Origin of the sequence: Pseudomonas marvdashtae (assembly GCF_014268655.2) — a bacterium.
Lineage (GTDB): Bacteria > Pseudomonadota > Gammaproteobacteria > Pseudomonadales > Pseudomonadaceae > Aquipseudomonas > Aquipseudomonas marvdashtae.
Window position 1 is genome coordinate 506,476 of record NZ_JABWQX020000002.1, and the last position, 22,250, is coordinate 528,725.

21 protein-coding genes are annotated in these 22,250 nt (G+C 60.3%); 14 read left to right on the forward strand and 7 right to left on the reverse strand.

Features of this window, described 5'->3' with window-relative positions:
• Nucleotides 1-281 precede the first annotated feature (281 nt).
• The 3 genes from HU742_RS22105 to tadA all read left to right on the forward strand — a co-directional run bounded on the left by HU742_RS22105 (nt 282) and on the right by tadA (nt 2,805).
• Entirely contained in the window at nt 282-806 is a 525-nt protein-coding gene (locus HU742_RS22105) for a helix-turn-helix transcriptional regulator (protein WP_186644130.1), read from the forward strand.
• Nucleotides 807-931: 125 nt separating this feature from the next.
• Nucleotides 932-2,308 carry a multicopper oxidase family protein gene (locus HU742_RS22110; protein WP_186644131.1) on the forward strand — a complete coding sequence of 459 codons (1,377 nt, stop codon included), beginning with the start codon at nt 932-934 and terminating at the stop codon, nt 2,306-2,308.
• The gene (tadA, locus tag HU742_RS22115; RefSeq protein ID WP_186634807.1) at nt 2,308-2,805 is read left to right on the forward strand and encodes a tRNA adenosine(34) deaminase TadA; all 498 of its coding nucleotides are present in this window, start codon (nt 2,308-2,310) and stop codon (nt 2,803-2,805) included. Before HU742_RS22110 ends, tadA begins: the two co-directional genes overlap by 1 nt.
• A 53-nt stretch (nt 2,806-2,858) precedes the next feature.
• Here tadA and cmoB read toward each other — a convergent pair whose 3' ends face one another.
• From cmoB to HU742_RS22150, 7 genes are all read right to left on the reverse strand, one after another.
• Nucleotides 2,859-3,815, reverse strand: a complete 957-nt coding sequence (cmoB, locus tag HU742_RS22120; RefSeq protein ID WP_186634810.1) for a tRNA 5-methoxyuridine(34)/uridine 5-oxyacetic acid(34) synthase CmoB — start codon at nt 3,813-3,815, stop codon at nt 2,859-2,861.
• Complete coding sequence (gene cmoA, locus HU742_RS22125; protein WP_186635480.1) at nt 3,812-4,591, reverse strand: carboxy-S-adenosyl-L-methionine synthase CmoA; 780 nt, start codon at nt 4,589-4,591, stop codon at nt 3,812-3,814. The genes cmoB and cmoA overlap by 4 nt, the downstream gene beginning before the upstream one ends.
• A gap of 44 nt (nt 4,592-4,635) precedes the next feature.
• A complete protein-coding gene (locus HU742_RS22130) occupies nt 4,636-5,028 on the reverse strand; it encodes a protease inhibitor I42 family protein (protein WP_186644132.1) in 393 nt (130 codons plus the stop codon).
• Nucleotides 5,029-5,163: 135 nt separating this feature from the next.
• Complete coding sequence (lon, locus tag HU742_RS22135) at nt 5,164-7,578, reverse strand: endopeptidase La (RefSeq protein WP_225923641.1); 2,415 nt, start codon at nt 7,576-7,578, stop codon at nt 5,164-5,166.
• A gap of 151 nt (nt 7,579-7,729) precedes the next feature.
• A complete protein-coding gene (locus tag HU742_RS22140; RefSeq protein WP_186634816.1) occupies nt 7,730-9,043 on the reverse strand; it encodes an MFS transporter in 1,314 nt (437 codons plus the stop codon).
• Nucleotides 9,044-9,348: 305 nt separating this feature from the next.
• Complete coding sequence (locus HU742_RS22145; RefSeq protein ID WP_186644136.1) at nt 9,349-10,590, reverse strand: CNNM domain-containing protein; 1,242 nt, start codon at nt 10,588-10,590, stop codon at nt 9,349-9,351.
• A gap of 12 nt (nt 10,591-10,602) precedes the next feature.
• Complete coding sequence (locus HU742_RS22150) at nt 10,603-11,415, reverse strand: cytochrome C assembly family protein (RefSeq protein WP_186611122.1); 813 nt, start codon at nt 11,413-11,415, stop codon at nt 10,603-10,605.
• Nucleotides 11,416-11,620: 205 nt separating this feature from the next.
• Here HU742_RS22150 and ffh point away from each other — a divergent pair, with 205 nt between their 5' ends.
• The 11 genes from ffh to HU742_RS22205 all read left to right on the forward strand — a co-directional run bounded on the left by ffh (nt 11,621) and on the right by HU742_RS22205 (nt 22,062).
• Nucleotides 11,621-12,997 (forward strand): signal recognition particle protein, encoded by a 1,377-nt coding sequence (gene ffh, locus HU742_RS22155; RefSeq protein WP_186644137.1) that lies wholly within the window; start codon nt 11,621-11,623, stop codon nt 12,995-12,997.
• 250 nt (nt 12,998-13,247) lie between these two features.
• The gene (rpsP, locus tag HU742_RS22160; RefSeq protein ID WP_025212042.1) at nt 13,248-13,499 is read left to right on the forward strand and encodes a 30S ribosomal protein S16; all 252 of its coding nucleotides are present in this window, start codon (nt 13,248-13,250) and stop codon (nt 13,497-13,499) included.
• Between the two features lie 5 nt (nt 13,500-13,504).
• Nucleotides 13,505-14,041, forward strand: a complete 537-nt coding sequence (gene rimM / locus HU742_RS22165) for a ribosome maturation factor RimM (RefSeq protein ID WP_025212043.1) — start codon at nt 13,505-13,507, stop codon at nt 14,039-14,041.
• The gene (trmD, locus tag HU742_RS22170) at nt 14,023-14,796 is read left to right on the forward strand and encodes a tRNA (guanosine(37)-N1)-methyltransferase TrmD (protein WP_186611125.1); all 774 of its coding nucleotides are present in this window, start codon (nt 14,023-14,025) and stop codon (nt 14,794-14,796) included. The genes rimM and trmD overlap by 19 nt, the downstream gene beginning before the upstream one ends.
• A 45-nt stretch (nt 14,797-14,841) precedes the next feature.
• Complete coding sequence (gene rplS / locus HU742_RS22175) at nt 14,842-15,192, forward strand: 50S ribosomal protein L19 (RefSeq protein ID WP_003175895.1); 351 nt, start codon at nt 14,842-14,844, stop codon at nt 15,190-15,192.
• Between the two features lie 133 nt (nt 15,193-15,325).
• Nucleotides 15,326-16,222, forward strand: coding sequence for a site-specific tyrosine recombinase XerD (xerD, locus tag HU742_RS22180; RefSeq protein WP_186634840.1), 897 nt, complete (start codon nt 15,326-15,328; stop codon nt 16,220-16,222).
• A gap of 180 nt (nt 16,223-16,402) precedes the next feature.
• Entirely contained in the window at nt 16,403-17,134 is a 732-nt protein-coding gene (gene dsbC, locus HU742_RS22185; protein WP_186611127.1) for a bifunctional protein-disulfide isomerase/oxidoreductase DsbC, read from the forward strand.
• Between the two features lie 132 nt (nt 17,135-17,266).
• Nucleotides 17,267-18,571, forward strand: a complete 1,305-nt coding sequence (locus tag HU742_RS22190; RefSeq protein WP_030139555.1) for a homoserine dehydrogenase — start codon at nt 17,267-17,269, stop codon at nt 18,569-18,571.
• A 146-nt stretch (nt 18,572-18,717) separates the two neighbouring features.
• Nucleotides 18,718-20,127, forward strand: coding sequence for a threonine synthase (gene thrC, locus HU742_RS22195; protein WP_186644138.1), 1,410 nt, complete (start codon nt 18,718-18,720; stop codon nt 20,125-20,127).
• A gap of 119 nt (nt 20,128-20,246) precedes the next feature.
• Nucleotides 20,247-21,614, forward strand: coding sequence for a transporter substrate-binding domain-containing protein (locus HU742_RS22200; RefSeq protein WP_186644139.1), 1,368 nt, complete (start codon nt 20,247-20,249; stop codon nt 21,612-21,614).
• Between the two features lie 163 nt (nt 21,615-21,777).
• A complete protein-coding gene (locus tag HU742_RS22205) occupies nt 21,778-22,062 on the forward strand; it encodes a DUF3509 domain-containing protein (RefSeq protein WP_186611130.1) in 285 nt (94 codons plus the stop codon).
• Nucleotides 22,063-22,250: the final 188 nt, after the last annotated feature.

Sequence of the window (22,250 nt, forward strand, 5' to 3'; positions counted from 1 at the left end):
TGAACCATTACGGCAAAAGAGCGGAAGAAAGGGGCCCGCCATTTTTGACATTCAAGGAGTCGCCCTCTGCGCATCGTGTTGATTGTTGTAGGCTTGATCGCGATTCGCGATCAAGCCGTTGATGACCTATGGCTGTCCGGCTGGGCATGGCACAGCGGCCATTCTGCATGAGGTTGTCGATTGACAACCTTTCCGGCCGCGCGAATGCTGGAGATCACGGATGATTCGTCCCTCGCACCCGAAGAAAAAGGTCGAAGAAACGCTCAGGCAGGAATAGAACAATGGAATTCATCTTCACCTTGAAGTATCAGCTTGCTGACGATGGCTATGCCATGGATGAACTGGTGGAGCGGCTGGGAGAAGCGGGCTGCGACGATGCCCTGGTCGGCATCGGGCAACCGGGGCGGCTGGCGCTTGAGTTCACTCGCGATGCGCCTGATGCCGCTGAGGCGGTGCTTAGTGCGCTAGACGACGTGCGCCGCGCGGTGCCGTCGGCCAAGTTGATCGAGGTTGCGCCTGATCTGGTCGGTCTGACCGACGTAGCCGAGATCGTAGGGGGCTCGCGGCAGAACATGCGCAAGCTGATGTTAACTCATCCGGGCAGCTTTCCGACGCCGGTGCACGAAGGCAGTGCATCCATCTGGCATCTGGCCGACATTCTGACCTGGCTGCAGGCCCGGGGCAGTTATTCGTCTGCCTCGGGTGTGTTGGATGTGGCCCGGGTGGCCTTGCAGGTCAATGTTGCGAAAGAGCGCCGACGGCTAGCCGAGGTGGGTTACAAGGAGTTGGAAGCGCTGATTGAGTGACAGCGCTTATCGTCCGAACGCGCCCCGCGACAATCCTTCACTTAATCTTTCTCAATTGCAGGTGTATCGTATTCGCCTTTTCCGGGCCCCCCGGTCCGTCGCAGATTCAAGAGGTAGTCGCGTTCATGTCCTTTACCCGTCGCCAAATTCTCGGTGGCCTGGCCGGTCTTGTTGTCGTTGGCGTAGGTGCGGGAGGCGCGTCGCGGTATTGGCTGGGCAAGATGGCGGATGCCGAGGCCGGTCATGACTATGAATTGATTGCGGCGCCGTTGGACGTCGAGCTGGTTGCTGGACACAAAACCCGGGCTTGGGCGTTCGGTCCGTCGGCGCCGGGCACCGAGCTGCGGGTGCGCCAGGGGGAGTGGTTGCGGGTTCGCTTCATCAATCATTTGCCGGTCGCGACGACGATTCATTGGCATGGGATCCGCTTGCCGCTGGAGATGGACGGCGTACCGTACGTCTCACAATTGCCGGTGTTGCCGGGTGAGTACTTCGATTACAAATTCCGTGTGCCGGACGCTGGCAGCTATTGGTATCACCCCCACGTCAACAGTAGCGAAGAGCTCGGGCGTGGGCTGGTGGGGCCGTTGATCATCGAAGAGCGTGAGCCCACCGGCTTCAAATACGAGCAGACCCTGAGTCTCAAGAGCTGGCATGTGGATGAGCAGGGCGAGTTCGTCGCGTTCAGCATCCCCCGTGAAGCGGCCCGTGGCGGCACGGCGGGGCGGTTGTCGACGATCAATGGCGTGGCGCAAGCGGTGATCGATTTGCCGGCCGGGCAGATTACTAGGGTGCGCTTGCTCAATCTCGACAACACCCTGACTTACCGCATCAACATCCCCGGCGTTGAAGCGCAGATTTATGCGCTGGACGGCAACCCCATCACGCCGCGCCCGCTGGGCAAGGAATACTGGCTGGGCCCGGGCATGCGCATCTGCCTGGCAATCAAGGCACCGCCGGCCGGGGAAGAGCTGTCGTTGCGCAACGGCCCGGTACGCCTGGGCACCCTGCGTTCGGTGGCCAACAATGACGCGCCGACTCCATGGCCGCCAGCATTGCCGCCTAACCCCGTGGCAGAGCCGGACTTGGCCAATGCCGAGAAACTCAACTTCAATTTCGAGTGGGTCGGCTCGGTGTCGGTCAATGTCGACAACGGCAAGCCGCCGAGCCTGTGGCAGATCAACGGCAAGGCTTGGGACATCACCGACAAGACCTGCGCCGACCGGCCGATCGCCACCCTGAAGAAAGGCCAGAGCTACATTTTCGAATTGAAGAACATGACCCAGTACCAGCACCCGATCCATTTGCACGGCATGAGCTTCAAGGTGATTGCGTCCAACCGGCATAAAGTCATTCCGTATTTCACCGATACTTACCTGCTGGGCAAGAACGAACGGGCGCAGGTGGCGCTGGTGGCGGATAATCCTGGCGTGTGGATGTTCCACTGCCATGTGATCGATCACATGGAAACCGGCCTGATGGCCGCCATCGAGGTGGCGTGATGCGCCAGATTCGCCCCGCCAGAATCATCGACCGCAGCGGTGACCAGGACTTCATGCGCGAAGCCCTGGCCCTTGCCGAGCAGGGTGCGGCCCTGGGCGAAGTGCCGGTGGGCGCGGTGTTGGTCCAGGACGGTGAAATCATCGGGCGTGGCTTCAACTGCCCGATCAGCGGTCACGACCCCAGCGCCCACGCCGAAATGGTCGCCATTCGCGCCGCCGCCCAGGCCGTGAGCAATTATCGCCTGCCCGGCAGCACGCTATATGTAACGTTGGAGCCGTGCAGCATGTGCGCCGGCCTTATCGTCCATTCGCGTATCGCTCGGGTCGTCTACGGCGCCCTGGAACCCAAGGCCGGGATTGTGCAGAGCCAGGGGCAGTTCTTCACCCAGGGTTTTTTGAATCATCGGGTGATGTTCGAGGGAGGGGTGCTGGCCGAGGAATGCAGCGCCGTGCTAAGCGAGTTCTTCAAGGCCCGACGAGCCAAGCCCCAAGATTAAACACATACCCCTGTGGCAAGCCTGGATTGCAGCGGCGGATCTGCGCTGTCTGTTTATTTGCGCGCCACAATCACCGCTCGCATCGGCGCCGGCAGCCCTTCGATGGTCTTGCTGTGGTCGGTGGGGTCGAGGAAGTCGCTCAGCGACTGGTACTTCATCCATTCGGTGCTGCGCTGTTCTTCGACGGTGGTCAGGCTTACGTCCACGCAACGCACGTCGCTGAACCCGGCACGGCGCAGCCAGCGTTCCAAGGCCGGGACCGACGGCAGGAACCACACGTTGCGCATCTGCGCGTAGCGGTCCTCGGGCACTAGCACCTGGTGCTCGTCGCCTTCGATCACGAGGGTTTCCAGCACCAGTTCGCCGCCTTTGACCAGGCAATCCTTCAAGGCCAGCAAGTGTTCGATCGGCGAGCGGCGGTGATAGAACACGCCCATGGAAAACACTGTGTCGAAGCCTTCCAGTTCCGGCGGCAGGGCCTCGAACGGGAACGGCAGGTGCCAGGCGTTGGGCTGCGACAGGTAACGCTGCACGGCCTGGAACTGACAGAAGAATAACCAGTTGGGATCGACACCGATCACCGTGTCGGCCCCGGCGCCCAGCATGCGCCACATGTAATAGCCGTTGCCGCAACCCACGTCGAGGATGCGCTTGCCCGCAAGGTCCAGGTGCGGCGCCACCCGCGACCACTTCCAGTCCGAGCGCCATTCGGTGTCGACGTGCACGCCAAACAGATCGAACGGCCCTTTGCGCCATGGCGACAGGCCCATCAGCGCCGTGCGCATCTGCACACGGGTTTCGTCGGAGCAATCGACATCCAGCGTCAGACCGTTCAGCAAGTCCACTGTGGTTGGCTGCAAGTCCGGCAAAGCATCAAGGGCGCTTTGCCAGCGCTCCAGATCGCCATGGCCCTTTTCCATTTTGCTGTCGAGCTGCGCCTGCAGCGTTGCGGCCCATTCGGCCAGCGGCGTGCCAGCCAGATGGTGGGTGAGGGGCGACAGATCAATCATGGCAGGGCAATCAACGAGGCGAAGTTAAGACACTGGAACCACGGCACGACTTTCGAGAAACCGGCCGCCAGCAGGCGCTCGCGGTGTTCGTCGAGGCTGTCGGGCTTCATGACGTTTTCGATGGCGCTGCGTTTCTGGGCGATTTCCAGCTCGCTGTAGCCGTTGGCGCGCTTGAACGCCACGTGCAGGTCGGTGAGCAGCGTGTGTTCCTCGGCATCGTTGAAGCGCAGCTTCTCCGAGAGGATCAAGGCACCGCCGGGCAGCAACGACTGGTGGATGCGACTCAGGAGTGCGGTTCGCTGGTCCGGCGCGATAAATTGCAGAGTGAAGTTCAACGCCACCACCGAGGCGGGCTGAAACTCGAGGGCAAGGATGTCGCCTTCGATCACTTCTACCGGCAGCAATTCCTGGAACATCGAGTCCTGGCCGTTGAGGTACTCGCGGCAGCGCTCGACCATGGCCGTCGAGTTATCCACGGCAATCACGCGGCAACCGTCGGTGCGCACGTGACGGCGCAGCGCCTGGGTCACCGCGCCCAGGGACGAACCCAAGTCGTAGAGCACGCTGCCCGGCTGGGCAAATTGCGCCGCGAGCACGCCGAGGTTCTCGACGATGGTCGGGTAACCCGGTACCGAACGCTTGATCATGTCCGGAAACACCCGCACCACGTCTTCATTGAAAGCGAAGTCAGGCACCTGGGCCAAGGGTTGGGCGAATAGGCGATCGGGTTCTTTGCTCACGGCGGTTCCGGTGGCAGGGGTGGAAAAGGCCGGCATTTTAACCAAAAAAACCATGAGCGCGAGCTTTGTTCAGGGGAACGTCAATTCACCGAAATGGCGCACTCAAAGGTTTCGACCGGTGGCACTTCCGGTGCCCAGGGCTGTTGATACGTCAGGCGTAATTTCCCGGTTCCGCCGGCAAACGCCTGGAAGCGCCAGGTGGACACGCCTGCGGCGCCGACAATGCCCGCGTCTTCGGGGTTGCGGTAAACCTCTGGCCCCAAGGCTTTCAGCACGCCACCCGCTGAATCCTGGATCGCCCAGCGATAACCGGTGCTGGGATTGCTCGGCAAACTCAGGATCAGGTTCTGCCCATTGTGGAGTTGCACGGGGCATTGGCTCTGTTTCTCCACCGTCACGTTTTGTTTTGGCTGCGTGGCGCAGGCGCTCAACAGGGCGAGGCTGACAGGGACGAGCAAGCGGGTGAGGGACATAAAGGCTCCGGCATTCACGACGAACGGCGAGCATAACCGAAGATGCCACGGGGTGTGTCGGGCGGGATGCGTTGCCTGTGGAGGCCCCCTCGCGCGCGAAGCTCGCGATGGGGCCGTACAGCCACTACATGAGTATCAGAACAACACCTTCGCCACATCCGCGAACCGCTTGGCAAAGTGCACCGTGACGCCTTCCTTGAGATAGTCCGGCAGTTCTTCGAAGTTGCCCCGGTTGGCTTCCGGCAGGATCAGTTCGTTGATTTTCTGCCGCCGCGCCGCGATGACTTTCTCGCGTACGCCGCCAATCGGCAGGACATGTCCGGTGAGGGTCAGTTCGCCGGTCATGGCCACGCCTTTTTTCGGTGCCTGGTTGCGCGCCAGGGACAGCAAGGCGCTAGCCATGGTTACGCCGGCGCTCGGGCCGTCCTTGGGCGTGGCGCCCTCCGGTACGTGCAGATGCACAAAAGCCTCGTCGAAGAACTTCGGATCCCCACCGAACTGCTTCAGGTGAGAACTGACGTAGCTGTGGGCGATTTCAGCTGATTCCTTCATCACCTCGCCCAGTTGCCCGGTGAGCTTGAAACCGCGATTAAGGGTGTGAATGCGCGTCGCTTCGATCGGCAGGGTTGCACCGCCCATGCTGGTCCAGGCCAGTCCGGTAATCACGCCGACGCCGGACAGCACCTGTTCATTGCGGAACACGGGTTTGCCCAGCGAGGCTTCAAGGTCCTTCGGCCCGAGCTTGATCACCGCTTTTGGATCGTCGATCAGCTTCATGACCGCCTTGCGTACCAGTTTGCCCAGTTGTTTTTCCAACTGGCGTACCCCGGCCTCGCGAGCATAACCGTCGATCAGGGCCTTGAGGGCGCTGTCATTGATACTGAGGCTGCCCTTGGACACACCCGCCTTGGCCAGTTGCTTGGGCCACAAGTGGCGCTTGGCGATGGCGACTTTCTCTTCGGTGATGTAACCCGACAGGCGGATCACTTCCATGCGGTCCAGCAGCGGGCCAGGAATCGAGTCCAGCGTGTTGGCGGTGCAGATGAACAGCACTTTTGACAAGTCCAGGCGCATGTCCAGGTAATGATCCAGAAACTCGACGTTCTGCTCGGGGTCAAGGGTTTCCAGCAACGCGGAGGCCGGGTCGCCCTGGTAGCTCTGGCCCATTTTGTCGATTTCATCGAGCATGATCACCGGGTTCATCACTTCGACGTCCTTGAGCGCCTGCACCAGCTTGCCCGGCTGGGCGCCGATGTAGGTGCGCCGATGCCCCTTGATCTCGGCCTCGTCGCGCATGCCGCCGACGCTGAAGCGGTAGAACGGTCGCCCGAGGGATTCGGCAATCGACTTGCCTACGCTGGTCTTGCCCACGCCCGGCGGGCCGACCAGCAAGACGATGGAACCGCTGATCTCGCCTTTGTAGGCGCCCACCGCGAGAAATTCCAGGATACGGTCCTTGATGTCATCCAGGCCGGCGTGATGCTGGTCGAGGATCTTGCGGGCATGCTTGAGCTCCAGTTTGTCCTGGCCAAACACGCCCCACGGCACCGAGGTCGCCCAGTCGAGATAATTGCGGGTAACGGCATACTCCGGTGAGCCGGTTTCGAGGATCGAGAGCTTGTTCATTTCCTCTTCGATGCGCTTCTGGGCCTGGGCCGGCAGCACCTTGCCTTCGAGGCGCTGCTCGAACTGTTCAAGGTCGGCGCTGCGGTCGTCCTTGGTCAGCCCCAGCTCCTGCTGGATGACCTTGAGCTGTTCCTTGAGGAAGAACTGGCGCTGGTGTTCGCCGATCTTGCTGTTGACCTCGGCGGAAATTTCTTTTTGCAGCCGCGCGACCTCCACTTCCTTGCGCAGCATCGGCAGCACTTTTTCCATGCGCTTGAGCATCGGCACGCAGTCGAGAACTTCCTGCAACTCGCTGCCGGTGGCGGAGGTGAGCGCGGCGGCGAAGTCGGTCAGGGGCGAAGGATCGTTGGGGCTGAAGCGGTTGAGGTAGTTCTTCAGCTCTTCGCTGTACAGTGGATTGAGCGGCAGCAGTTCCTTGATCGCATTGATCAGCGCCATGCCGTAGGCCTTGACCTCGTCGGTCGGCTCGCTTGGCTGGTGCGGGTATTCGACTTCCACCAGGTAAGGCGGGCGATGGTGCTTGAGCCAGGTGCGGATGCGCACGCGGGTAAGGCCCTGGGCGACGAACTGCAATTTGCCCGCTTCGCGACTGGCGTGGTGCACCTTCACCAGCGTGCCGTACAGCGGCAGCTTCGAGGTGTCGAAGTGGCGCGGGTCCTCTTGGGGCGAGTCCATGAAGAACAGCGCCAGGGAGTGATGATCGGACTTGGCCACCAGTTCCAGGGTTTCAGCCCACGGTTCTTCATTGACGATGACCGGCAGCACTTGGGCCGGGAAGAACGGACGGTTGTGGATGGGAATGATGTAGACCTTGTCCGGCAGGCTCTGGCCAGGCAGGGCCAGGCCGGTGCCGGAAACGGTGTGCTCGATGTGCTCGGCGTCTGCGTATTCGTTTGTGGCTTCAGTAGAGTGCTGGTCGCTCATGGGGCACCTGCGCAATGGAGTATGGATCTTAGATGGGGCAGGTGAGGGGTTGTTTCAATGCTGGACAATTGTGAGCGGTTATTTCATTGGCCTGTGTTCAGGCTGGCGACAGGTTGGTGTGGCGAGGGAGCAACCCCTCGCCACAGGGGACTCAGTCAATGCGATTCAGATCGTTATGACGGGTTTCCTTCAAGCACAGGACCGCGATTACGCTGAGCGCTGCGGCGACGGAAACGTAACCGCCGACGTAGCTTAGGCCGCCCATCGCCACCAGTTTCTGGGCGAAGAACGGCGCCGCTGAGGCGCCGACGATGCCGCCGAGGTTGTAGGCAGCCGACGCGCCGGTGTAGCGCACATGCGTGGGAAACAGCTCCGGCAGCAACGCACCCATGGGCGCGAACGTTACCCCCATCAGGAACAGCTCGATGCACAGGAACAGCGCCACGCCCCACGTCGAGCCGTGGGTCAGCAGGGGCTCCATGAGGAAACCCGAGGCAATCGCCAGGACGCCACCGATGATCAGCACCGGCTTGCGCCCGTAGCGGTCGCTGGCCCAGGCCGACAGCGGCGTGGCGGCGGCCATGAACAACACGGCGAAGCACAGCAGGCCGAGGAAGGTTTCGCGGCTGTAGCCAAGGGTGGCGACGCCGTAGCTCAAGGAAAACACCGTCGAGATGTAGAACAGCGCGTAACACACGACCATGGCGGCAGCGCCCAGCAATGTCGGTGCCCAGTACTGGCTGAACAGCTCGACCAGCGGGATCTTCACGCGTTCCTGGCGAGCCATGGCATTGGCGAATACCGGCGTTTCATGAAGTTTGAGCCGCACATAGAGGCCGACGATCACCAATACGGCACTGAGCAGGAACGGAATCCGCCAGCCCCAGGACCGGAACTGCTCGTCATCCAGGCTCATGGCCAGGGTCAGGAACAAACCGTTGGCAGCCAGGAAGCCGATGGAGGGGCCCAACTGGGGAAACATGCCGAACCAGGCCCGCTTGCCCTTGGGCGCGTTCTCGGTGGCGAGCAATGCTGCGCCGCCCCATTCACCGCCAAGCCCGAGGCCCTGGCCAAAACGCAGCAGGCACAACAGGATCGGCGCCCAGGCGCCGATGCTGGCGTAGCCGGGCAGCACGCCGATAAGCGTGGTGCACACGCCCATCAACAGCAGCGAGGCCACCAGCGTGGACTTGCGTCCGATCCTGTCGCCGAAATGGCCGAACAGCGCCGAACCCAGCGGGCGGGCGAGAAACGCGATACCGAACGTCAGGAAGGACGACAGCATCTGTGCCGTGCCTGAGGTCTGCGGGAAAAACACCGGCCCGATCACCAGTGCGGCGGCGGTGGCGTAGACGTAGAAGTCATAGAACTCGATGGCGGTGCCGATGAAGCTCGCGGTCGCCACGCGGGTCGCCGAGTTGGTCGGTTGCGAGGCCACGGTGTCGTTGCAAGTGGTGGTTGTCATGCGGTTATCCCTGACAGTCATGTGCTCCGTTGGAGCGAATTATTATGGTCGAACACCCAGGGATGTGGGTTAGGGCGCTGCCGCTGTTTCGGGTAGGAACAGTCGCAGGGTTGAAGCGGATACTGCCGGTGGACTGCACGAACTGTCCGAATGCAGGGTAGGCACGGGGCTCGGGCGGGGCTGGGTAAGCGGATTGAGTATAGGAAGGGGGCTAACGGATCGACAAGAGCGCTCGCACACAATATTGAAGCGTGCGCTGAGCCTCTGTGGCGAGGGAGCAAGCTCCCTCGCCACAGGTAGGGCGTTTAGACCACTACCGGCACCGAACTGTTATGCCACACCAGCACCTGGCTCACGCGGTTGTCGACGGTTTCGATGATCTCCAGCCGGTAGCGGCCGATCTTCAGGCAAACCGGACTCTCGGGGATGGTTTCCAGCGCCTCGGTCACCAGCCCGTTGAGGGTCTTCGGGCCGTCGCAAGGCAGATGCCAGCCCAGGGTCCTGTTCAGTTCGCGGATAGACGCCGCGCCATCGATCATCAAGCGCCCATCGGGCTGTGGATGGACGTGAGGGTTGTCGAGGCTGTGCTCGCTTTCAAACTCACCGACGATTTCTTCGAGGATGTCTTCCAGGGTCACGATGCCCAGCACTTCGCCGTATTCGTCCACCACCATGCCCAGGCGCCGCTGTTGCTTGTGGAAGTTCAGCAATTGCAGCTGCAACGGGGTGCTTTCGGGCACGAAGTACGGTTCGTGGCAGGCCGTCAGCAGCGCTTCCTTGGTCAGGCTCGTATCCGCCAACAGGTGACGGATCTGGCGGGTGTTGAGCACGGCTTCGACCTGGTTGATGTCGCTGTGGAACACCGGCAGGCGGGTACGACGGTTCAGGCGCAACTGCTCGATGATATCGCCGATGGGATCGTCGAGGTTGATGCCGTCCACCTCGCTGCGGGGCACGAGGATGTCGTTGACGGTGATGTTGTCCAGCGCGTGGATACCGGAAACCGGATGCGCCCGACCGTGGCCGTGCTCCTGCTCGTGGTCGGTGCGCGGCGGTGCGGGCATTTCATCGTCGCTTTGCTGGACCGCGCCGCTCTTGCGGGCCAAGGGGCGCAGCAGCAACTGGCTGAGGCCATTGAGCAGCCAGGCTGCGGGATAAAGAATTTTCAATGGCACGCTGAGCAAGCTGTTGCCCACGTTGAGCACCGCATCGGGGTGACGGGTGGCCAGGGTGCGTGGCAGGTAGTCGGCAAAAACCAGCAAGGCCGCGCCGCTGCCGAGCCAGGCCAGCCAGGGGCCATTTTCCAACCAGGTGAAAATAGCCAGCCAAGTGCCGATGACCACGGCGAGGGCGCGACAGAGGGTATTGCAGAGGACCAGGCTGACCAGTGGGAAACTCAGCTTGGCCAGCGGCTTGTCGCTGGCGCGCGAGGCCCTGCGCTGGGCCAGCAAGTGCTGTTGGGCGGCTTCGATGGCCGTGAACAGGGCCGACCAGAGGATCAGTACGACCATTACCGCAAACAATGGCCCCAAGGGCAGCCTATCCATCAGCGTCATCCATCAAATATGCAGGATGTATTCACGGACCAGCTTGCTGCCGAAGTAGGCCAGCATCAGCAGGCAGAACCCGGCCAGCGTCCAGCGTATGGCCTTGTGGCCGCGCCAGCCGAGACGGTTACGGCCCCACAGCAGCACGCTGAACACCACCCATGCCAGGCAAGCCAGTAACGTCTTGTGTACCAAATGCTGTGCAAACAGGTTTTCTACGAACAGCCAGCCGGAGATCAGCGACAGCGACAGCAACGTCCAGCCGGCCCAGAGAAAACCAAACAACAGGCTCTCCATGGTTTGCAGCGGTGGGAAGTTGCGGATCAGCCCGGACGGATGCTTGTGCTTGAGCTGGTGGTCCTGGATGAGCAGCAACAACGCCTGGAACACGGCGATAGTGAACAGGCCGTAGGCCAGGATCGACAGCAGGATATGCGCAAGGATGCCGGGTTCTTCGTCGATGATCTGCACTGTGCCCGACGGCGCGAACTGCGCCAGCAGCACCGTGGCCAATCCCAGCGGGAAGAGCAGCACCAGCAGGTTTTCCACGGGGATGCGCGAACAGGCCAGCAGCGTCAGGGCAATCACGGCGACGGCGATCAGGCTGGCGGCGTTGAAAAAATCCAGGCCCAGGCCGATCGGCGTCATCAAGTGGGTAAAAAGGCTGGCCGCATGGCCGAGCACCGCCAGCACGCCCAGCGTGACCAGCAGGCGTTTGTTCGCCTTGGCGCCAGTGGCCAGGCGGGTACCCTGATAAAAGGTCGCAGCGGCATAAAGACAAGCGGCGGCGAGGGAGGCAAGCAAGCTGGGTGACAAGGGGAGCATAAATCCTGTTAGGCAGGCCCGAAAGGCGCGAGTTTGGCATAGAACCCCCATCGCACGAAAGACCACCGCAACCGACAGCGAGGTGTACGTCGCGCGCTTCTTCGCTATAATCCGCGACCTGCCCACGCCGCAGGCTCGCCGAGCACATATTTCACGGTCTGGGCCGCCATTATCCCGGTCTCATCTGGGCCTGAAAGGATCGCGCATGTTTGAAAACCTAACCGACCGTCTCTCGCAGACGCTGCGCCATGTCACCGGCAAGGCGAAACTGACCGAGGACAACATCAAAGACACCCTGCGCGAAGTGCGCATGGCGTTGCTCGAAGCCGACGTCGCCCTGCCGGTGGTCAAGGACTTCGTCAATTCGGTCAAGGAGCGCGCCGTCGGCGCCGAAGTGTCGCGCAGCCTGACGCCGGGCCAGGCGTTCGTGAAGATCGTCCAGGCCGAACTCGAAAGCCTGATGGGCGCCGCCAACGAAGACTTGAACCTGAGCGCCGTGCCGCCAGCCGTGGTGCTGATGGCCGGCCTGCAGGGCGCGGGCAAGACCACCACCGCCGGCAAGCTGGCGCGCTTCCTTAAAGAGCGCAAGAAGAAGTCGGTAATGGTCGTGTCGGCGGACATCTACCGTCCGGCGGCGATCAAGCAGCTGGAGACCCTGGCCAACGAGATCGGCGTGACGTTCTTTCCGTCCGACCTGAGCCAGAAGCCGGTGGACATCGCCCAGGCGGCCATTAAAGAAGCAAAACTGAAATTCATCGACGTGGTCATCGTCGATACCGCCGGTCGCCTGCACATCGATGAAGAGATGATGGGCGAGATCAAGGCGCTGCATGCCGCGATCAATCCGGTGGAAACCCTGTTCGTGGTCGATGCCATGACCGGCCAGGATGCGGCCAACACCGCCAAGGCCTTCGGTGACGCGCTGCCACTGACTGGCGTGATCCTGACCAAGGTCGACGGCGACGCCCGTGGCGGTGCCGCGCTGTCGGTGCGGGCCATCACCGGCAAGCCGATCAAGTTCATTGGCATGGGCGAGAAGAGCGAAGCGCTCGAACCGTTCCACCCCGAGCGTATCGCTTCGCGTATCCTCGGCATGGGCGACGTGCTCAGCCTGATCGAGCAGGCCGAACAGACCCTCGACAAGGACAAGGCCGATAAACTGGCCAAGAAACTGAAGAAGGGCAAGGGCTTCGACCTCGAAGACTTCCGCGACCAGTTGCAACAAATGAAGAACATGGGCGGCCTTGGCGGCCTCATGGACAAACTGCCGAACATCGGTGGCGTGAACCTGGCGCAGATGGGCAATGCCCAGGGCGCGGCTGAAAAGCAGTTCAAGCAGATGGAAGCCATCATCAACTCCATGACTCCGGCCGAGCGCCGCGACCCTGATCTGATCAGCGGCTCGCGCAAGCGTCGGATCGCCATGGGTTCCGGCACCCAGGTGCAGGACATCGGTCGCTTGATCAAGCAGCACAAGCAGATGCAGAAGATGATGAAGAAATTCTCCGCCAAGGGCGGAATGGCCAAGATGATGCGCGGCATGGGCGGTATGTTGCCCGGCGGCGGCATGCCGAAAATGTAAAGAATCCTGGCGTCGGCAGTCATGCCGGCGCTGCCCACGGGGACGTGGGATCTCCAGCCCGCTCGCTTCGGCGGGGGCTGACCAGCTGTTTTCAACGACGGCTTCATGGCAGATCTGAACGGCACGCTGATAGGCGCCGGAAAAAGTCATTTGCAAAAGTCCGGATATTCCTTAGAATATGCGGCCTTTCGGGCACCTATGCCCGCTGTGCATTTAGATTTGCAGCACCGACTACAGGAACGATGTTCACATGCTAACAATCCGTCTTGCCCTTGGCGGCTCCAAAAAGCGCCCGTTTTACCACCTGACCGTAACCGACAGCCGCAACCCGCGTGACGGTTCGCACAAGGAACAGGTTGGTTTCTTCAACCCTGTTGCCCGTGGCCAGGAAGTTCGTCTGTCCGTGAACCAAGAGCGCGTAGCCTACTGGCTGAGCGTTGGTGCACAACCTTCTGAGCGCGTTGCTCAGTTGTTGAAGGAAACGGCTAAGGCTGCGGCCTGAGCAATATGAACGCGACGCCAAAAGATGCTGATGATTTGATCGTTGTCGGCAAGATCTATTCTGTTCATGGCGTTCGCGGCGAAGTGAAGGTGTATTCCTTTACTGATCCGATCAAGAACCTGTTGGAGTACAAAACCTGGACGCTCAAGCGCGAAGGTAGCGTGAAACAGGTGGAGCTGGTCAGCGGACGTGGGAACGACAAGTTCCTGGTCGCCAAGCTCAAGGATCTCGATGATCGTGAAGAAGCGCGTCTTCTGGCCGGTTATGAGATCTGCGTGCCGCGCAACCTGTTCCCTGAACTGACCGACGGCGAGTACTACTGGTACCAGCTGGTGGGTCTGAAGGTCATCGACCACCTCGGGCAATTGCTCGGGAAAATCGATCACCTGCTCGAGACCGGTTCGAACGATGTCATGGTGGTCAAGCCTTGCGTCGGCAGCCTGGATGATCGCGAACGCCTGTTGCCCTATACCGAGCAATGCGTGTTGGCCGTCGACCTTGCCGCAGGCGAGATGAAGGTGGAATGGGATGCGGATTTCTAGACGTGGCTAATTTGCGCGTTGAAGTCATCACATTGTTTCCCGAGATGTTTTCCGCCATCAGCGAGTACGGCATAACCAGCCGCGCGGTGAAACAGGAGCTGTTGCAGCTCACCTGTTGGAATCCGCGGGACTACACCACGGATCGACATCACACTGTGGACGATCGCCCGTTTGGCGGTGGTCCGGGCATGGTGATGAAGATCAAGCCCCTGGAAGATGCGCTGGTTCAGGCCAGGACAGCAGCCGGGGAGGGTGCGAAGGTGATCTACCTGTCGCCCCAAGGCCGCCAGCTGACTCAGTCGGCGGTACGCGAGCTGGCGAATTCGGATGCATTGATCCTGATTGCCGGCCGTTATGAAGGCATTGACGAGCGTTTCATTGAAGCTCATGTCGATGAAGAGTGGTCGATTGGCGACTATGTACTGTCTGGCGGCGAGCTGCCGGCAATGGTGCTGATCGATGCGGTTACACGACTGCTGCCTGGAGCTTTAGGGCATGCGGATTCCGCTGAGGAAGATTCCTTTACGGATGGTCTGCTGGATTGCCCGCACTACACCCGACCGGAGGTGTATGCGGATCAGCGTGTTCCCGACGTGTTGCTAAGTGGCAACCACGCGCACATCCGGCGTTGGCGTTTACAGCAGTCCCTTGGTCGGACCTATGAACGACGCGCCGATCTTCTGGAAAGCCGCTCGCTTTCTGGAGAAGAGAAGAAGCTGCTCGAGGAATACATCCGCGAGCGGGACGATAGTTAACAACGTATCGATGGTAAGTCCGATGACTTGCCTTAGGAGCACAGCATGACTAACAAAATCATCCTTGCACTCGAAGCAGAGCAGATGACCAAAGAGATCCCTACCTTTGCCCCGGGCGACACCATTGTCGTTCAGGTGAAAGTGAAGGAAGGCGACCGTTCGCGTCTGCAAGCGTTCGAAGGCGTTGTTATCGCCAAGCGTAACCGCGGCGTAAACAGTGCATTCACCGTTCGTAAAATCTCCAACGGTGTTGGCGTAGAGCGTACTTTCCAGACCTACAGCCCGCAAATCGACAGCATGGCCGTGAAACGCCGTGGTGACGTGCGTAAAGCCAAGCTGTACTACCTGCGTGACCTGTCCGGTAAAGCAGCTCGCATCAAGGAAAAACTGGCTTAAGTCCAGCTTCCGATGCAAAAAAAAGCAGCCTGCGGGCTGCTTTTTTGTTGCCTGTGATTTGCTCTTTGAGCACCCTGCCTGTCTTCGTTCTCCGTTTCGATGCCGTTTACACCTGCATCCAGTATGAGTTTTTATGCCTGCCATTGATCATCCATTGATAGACCAGTTTCTCGATGCCCTGTGGCTGGAGAAGGGCCTGTCCGACAACACGCGGCAGGCCTATCGCAGCGACCTGGCATTGTTCAACGGTTGGTTGCAGGAAAAGAACCTGGAATTGGCCAATGCCGGGCGGGAGTTGATCCTCGATCATCTGGCGTGGCGCCTGGAGCAGAACTACAAGCCCCGCTCGACCGCGCGGTTTCTCTCCGGTCTGCGTGGCTTTTATCGCTATCTGCTGCGGGAAAAACTGATTGCGGTAGACCCGACCTTGCGCGTGGAAATGCCGCAACTGGGGCGTCCGCTGCCCAAATCCCTGTCGGAAGCCGATGTGGAGGCGCTGCTGGCGGCGCCCGACCTCGGCGAAGCCATCGGTCAACGCGACCGGGCAATGTTGGAAGTCCTGTATGCCTGCGGCCTGCGCGTCACCGAATTGATCAGCCTGACCTTGGAGCAAGTGAATCTGCGCCAGGGCGTGTTGCGGGTCATGGGCAAGGGCAGCAAGGAGCGGCTGGTGCCGATGGGCGAGGAAGCGATTGTCTGGGTCGAGCGCTACATGCGTGATGCCCGTCATGAACTGCTGGGCGGACGTCCCAGCGATGTGCTGTTTCCCAGCCTGCGCGGCGAGCAAATGACTCGCCAGACGTTTTGGCATCGTATCAAGCACCAGGCCAAGGTGGCCGGGATCAACAAATCCCTCTCTCCCCACACCTTGCGCCATGCCTTTGCCACGCACCTGCTCAATCACGGCGCCGACCTGCGGGTAGTGCAGATGCTGCTCGGTCATAGCGATCTGTCCACTACTCAGATTTACACCCACGTCGCCCGGGCGCGGTTGCAGGATCTGCATGCCAAGCATCATCCACGCGGCTGAGTGGCGTACCGCCCTCGCCACGGCTATTGATCCTGGTCCGTTGTGTTTTCTCTTGCGACAGCTGCATTCGGCCCCGCGGGCCTTATGTGGTAGGCTTTGCCGGTTTGCACAGTGGGCGGCTGGAACCCGGATCTGCGGGTCGGCGTTTCCCCGTCCCATTTGTCCGCCTCAGGAGTCCCCATGCGTTTGATCCAGTTGTTTACAGCCGCCGCCATTGCGTTGGCCAGCACCTTTGCTTTCGCCGACGACGCGGCTGACCAGGCTATCCGCAAGAGCCTGGCCAACCTTGAGCTTGAAGTGCCGATCGAAGCCATCACTGCCAGCCCCATGTCCGGCCTTTATGAAGTCAAGCTCCAGGGCAGCCGCGTGCTGTATGCCAGCGCCGATGGCCAGTACATCGTCCAGGGCAACCTGTTCGCGCTCAAGGGCGGCAAGCCGGTCAATCTCACCGAGATCACCGAACGCCAGGGCGTTTCCAAGCTGATCAACGGCATTCCGGTTGCCGAAACCGTGGTCTATCCGGCGGTCGGCGAAACCAAGTCCCACATTACCGTCTTCACCGATACCACCTGCCCGTATTGCCACAAGCTGCACGCCGAAGTGCCGGAGCTGAACAAGCGCGGCATTGAAGTGCGTTATGTGGCGTTCCCGCGCCAGGGCCTGGGGTCGCCAGGTGATGAGCAACTGCAGGCGGTCTGGTGCTCGAAGGACAAAAAAGCGGCCATGGATAAAATGGTCGATGGCAAGGAAATCAAGGCCGCCAAGTGCGAGAACCCGGTTTCCAAGCAATTCGCGCTGGGCCAGTCCATCGGCGTGAACGGTACGCCGGCCATCGTTTTGGCGGACGGTCAGGTGATTCCGGGCTACCAGCCGGCGCCGCAAGTCGCCAAACTGGCCCTTGAGGCGAAATGATCATGGGCCGCGTGCTTCTGAAGATCACGGCTCGGCGAAAACTTTCGCTGGGCCGTTAAACACTAAGTCGCGTAGCTGCGCGGCTGTATTTCACGGCCGACCTTGCGTCGGCCGTTTCATGGGGAGTCAAGAGTGAATCCGGTCAAAGTAGGCATCTGTGGGTTAGGTACCGTCGGTGGCGGCACCTTCAACGTACTTCAGCGCAACGCCGAGGAAATTGCTCGTCGTGCCGGGCGTGGAATCGAAGTGGCACAAATTGCCATGCGCACGCCAAAGCCTCAGTTCCAGACGACCGGTATTGCGATTACCAACGATGTCTTCGAAGTGGCCACGAACCCTGAGATCGACATCGTGATAGAGCTGATGGGCGGCTATACCGTTGCCCGAGAGCTGGTACTCAAGGCCATCGAGAATGGCAAGCATGTGGTCACCGCGAACAAGGCGCTTATCGCCGTTCACGGTAATGAAATTTTCGCCAAGGCGCGTGAGAAAGGCGTAATCGTGGCGTTCGAAGCCGCCGTGGCCGGTGGCATCCCGGTGATCAAGGCGATTCGCGAGGGGCTGTCGGCCAACCGCATCAACTGGGTCGCGGGGATCATCAACGGCACCGGCAACTTCATCCTCACCGAGATGCGCGAGAAAGGGCGCACCTTCGAGGACGTGCTCACCGAGGCCCAGGCCCTGGGTTATGCCGAGGCTGATCCAACCTTCGATGTGGAAGGTATCGACGCGGCGCACAAGCTGACGATCCTGGCGTCTATCGCCTTTGGTATCCCGCTGCAGTTCGACAAGGCCTACACCGAAGGCATCACCAAGCTGACCACTGCCGACGTGAACTATGCCGAAGCCCTGGGCTACCGCATCAAACACCTGGGCGTGGCGCGCAGCACCGCCAGCGGCATCGAATTGCGAGTGCACCCGACGTTGATTCCGGCTGACCGCCTGATCGCCAATGTCAACGGCGTGATGAACGCGGTGATGGTCAATGGCGATGCCTCCGGCTCGACGCTGTTCTATGGCGCCGGTGCCGGCATGGAGCCGACCGCGTCTTCAGTGATCGCCGACCTGGTGGACGTGGTTCGCGCCATGACCTCTGATCCGGAAAACCGCGTGCCACACCTGGCCTTCCAGCCGGACTCGCTGTCGGCACATCCGATTCTTCCGATCGACGCTTGCGAAAGTGCCTACTACTTGCGCATCCAGGCCAAGGACCATCCGGGCGTATTGGCCCAGGTGGCGAGCATTCTCTCGGAGCGTGGCATCAACATCGAGTCGATCATGCAAAAGGAGGTCGAAGAACACGACGGCCTGGTGCCAATGATCTTGCTGACCCACCGCGTGGTCGAGCAGCGCATCAACGATGCGATTGCCGCATTGGAAGCCTTGCAGGGCGTGGTTGGCCCGGTGGTCCGTATCCGCGTCGAGCATTTGAATTGAAGCAGCTGCAAGCTCCGAGCTAAAAGCTGCAAGTTAAATCAATACAGCTCCAAGCCATGAGCTGCAAGCTACAAGTAAAAGCCCGGCTGCTTTTAACTTGTAGCTTGAAGCTTGAAGCTCGAAGCTCAAACCGAAGGTTTGCCCCTATGCGCTATATCAGCACCCGCGGCCAGGCACCGGCCCTGAATTTTGAAGATGTCCTGCTGGCCGGCCTGGCCACGGACGGCGGCCTCTACGTGCCGGAAAACCTACCGCGTTTCACTCAGGAAGAAATCGCCTCCTGGGCCGGCCTGCCGTACCACGAACTGGCCTTCCGCGTGATGCGCCCCTTCGTCACTGGCAGCATCCCAGACGCCGATTTCAAGAAGATCCTCGAAGAGACCTACGGGGTTTTTTCCCACAACGCTATCGCCCCGCTTCGCCAGCTCAACGGTAACGAATGGGTGATGGAGCTGTTCCACGGCCCGACCCTGGCCTTCAAGGATTTTGCCCTGCAATTGCTCGGTCGCTTGCTCGATTACGTGCTGCAAAAGCGTGGCGAGCGCGTGGTCATTGTCGGTGCGACCTCCGGTGATACCGGTTCGGCCGCCATCGAAGGCTGCAAGCATTGCGAGAACGTCGATATCTTCATCCTGCACCCGCACAACCGCGTCTCGGAAGTGCAGCGTCGGCAGATGACGACGATCTTTGGCGAGAACATCCACAATATCGCTATCGAAGGCAACTTCGATGACTGCCAGGAAATGGTCAAGGCCAGCTTCGCCGACCAGGGCTTCCTCAAGGGCACCCGGCTGGTGGCGGTGAACTCGATCAACTGGGCGCGGATCATGGCCCAGATCGTCTATTACTTCCACGCGGCCCTGCAGCTGGGCGGCCCGGCCCGTTCGGTGTCGTTCTCGGTGCCCACCGGCAACTTCGGCGACATCTTCGCCGGGTATCTGGCGCGCAACATGGGCCTGCCGATCAACCAGTTGATCGTCGCCACCAACCGCAACGACATCCTGCACCGCTTCATGAGCGGCAACCAGTACGTCAAGGAAACCCTGCACGCCACGTTGTCGCCTTCGATGGACATCATGGTGTCGTCGAACTTCGAGCGCTTGCTGTTCGACCTGCACGGTCGCAATGGCGCGGCGATTGCCGGCTTGATGGACAGCTTCCGCCAGGGCGGTGGTTTCAGCGTCGAGGCCGAACGCTGGACCGAAGCCCGCAAGTTGTTCGACTCCCTGGCGGTGGACGATGCGCAGACCTGCGAAACCATCGCCGAAGTGTTCGAACAGAGCGGCGAATTGCTCGATCCGCACACGGCGATTGGCGTAAGGGCCGCCCGTGAATGCCGTCGTAGCCTGGACATCCCCATGGTTATCCTTGGCACCGCTCACCCGGTCAAGTTTCCCGAAGCTGTGGAGAAAGCTGGCGTAGGAAAAGCGCTTGAACTGCCTGCACATCTTTCTGATTTGTTTGAGCGAAAAGAGCGGTGCACCGTATTGCCCAATGACTTGAAAGCCGTGCAGGCCTTTGTCAGTCAGCATGGTAACCGCGGCAAGCCTCTCTGACGTCCGCAAGCTGTCACATTTTGAAGCCCGTCTCCTGACGGGCTTTCTTGTTTCTGCATGCCAAACTGGCCGGGTTTTCGCCTTGGAGGGAGGGGCGAGTCATCTCGAAGGAAATGCAGATGTTGTTCTTTATCCGATGCAAACCAGCACTGAGCTGGATGATGGTTTTCACGCTGGCCTATTGGGCGCAGTGTGCAAGCGCCCAACTGGCGGCTTCCGGGCAATCACCGTTCGAGTCAGGAGGGCGGCTGGCGCTCGACGCCGATGAACTGAAATGGATCAGGGATAATCCACGTGTCGTTGTTGCCTCGATGCAGTTCCCGCTGTATCTGTTCAAGGATGAGCATGGACGGTGGAATGGACTCACCGACGACATTCTCCGGCGCATCCAGGACATGACCGGGCTGGAGTTCGTCCATCGGGAATCGTTCTCCCCCGATCAATTGATGACGATGTTGCAAAATGGCGAAGCGGACTTGACGACGACCCTGGTGATGAACGACGAGCGCAGGGAGTTTCTGAGTTTCAGTCATGCATTTGGAGGGTCCGGTTGGGTATTTGTCAGTCGTTTTGGGGAACCGTTACTCCATTCGCTGAGCCAGCTCAACGGCAGGATTCTGGTATTGCCGGCACGGCATGCATTAGAAACGGAAATCAGGCGCGATTATCCGGCTATCGAGTTGCGTACAGTCAAGACCTATGGCGAGGCACGAGCCTTGGTCGAAAGCCGGGAAGCCTATGCCACCATCGAAAATGAAACCGGTGCGCACTTTTATCCCGCAGGGCACTTGCAAGTAGGCGGCAATCTGGAAAACCGGTGGGAGCCGGATTATCTGGCTGTTCGTCAGGAACTGCGGCCGTTGCTGGGTATTCTGAACAAGGCCCTGGAAGCTTTTCCGGCAGAAGACATGCGCGCGCTGCGCTCCAAGTGGCTGGCGGGCTCGGTTTCCCCGCAAGCGCCTTCATCCTCGCTGCGCATCGCCCAGTGGGACTATTGGTGCGTGGCCGTGGTCGGGGTGTTCGGCCTGTTCTCGTTGCTATGGAACCGCCGCTTGCAAGCCCAGATCGACCAGCGCCTGAAGGCCGAGGCTGTCCTCAAAGACCAGTTGGCGTTCCAGCGAACGTTGATGAACGCCATTCCCGATCCGATCTTCATCCGTGATCTTGAGGGCCGCCTGATCATGTGCAATAAAAGTTATGAAGACCAGCTCGCGACTCGCTTCGAAACATTGCGCGGCACACGCCTGACGGACTCCGCGGCGTTTCCACTGGCGACTGCCGAACTGTTGCATGGGGAATTGATGGAACAACTGCTGACCCGTCAGCCGAGATTCGTAGATCGTCAGCTGATGTTCAGCAATGGACTGAGGGATATCTACCACTGGTCGGTGCCGTTTTATGGCAGTGATGGCCAATTACGCGGTCTGCTGGGAGGGTGGGTTGATGTCCGGCCTCGAAGAAGCCGTTCCAACCGGTTCCTGGCTTGATTAACCGAATAGCCATGGTTGTTGTTTGTCTGTCACATTGGACGCGCATCCTCGGTTGAACAGGGCGCAGGCGTGTCGGTTCGTTGCGCAGGCGAACTTTCTGCCGCAGCCCACGGTCACTTACTGTGCAGTTGTTTTTTTCGGATTATTGAAGGGTGATCGAATGGAAAGTATCAGCCTCTTGCTGAATGAAGCCTTGAGTCCGTATCAGGTCACGCTCACTCCCTCCGGCCCTCGTGAATGCCTGGTGACGTTGAGAAACCCGGCGGGCGCTATCATGGTCGAGCACGCGTTCAATCAGGCCCAGCTGGCCGACAAGCGCCAATTGACCGACGTGGTCGACGGCCTGCATCGCGATGTGCTGATTGCCGAGGGGCGCCTGGAGCCTTGTGTGATTGCGGCGTTGCGTAATGTGGCCCAGGACAAGGTCATGGCTGTTGCGAATTGATGTCTGAGGGAACCTTCCTACGTCCCCGTGAGTCAGACCTTTTACCAACAAGAGCAAGCATTGTGCTCCGGTGCTTGTCGCTTGTTGCACGGACCTTGAAGGGTCACGTTTAACCCCGAGTTGTCTCCCCACTTCTCGGGGTTTCTTTTTGCCCGGTGTTTATGGGCGGAGCTCATGCACGCGCAAGC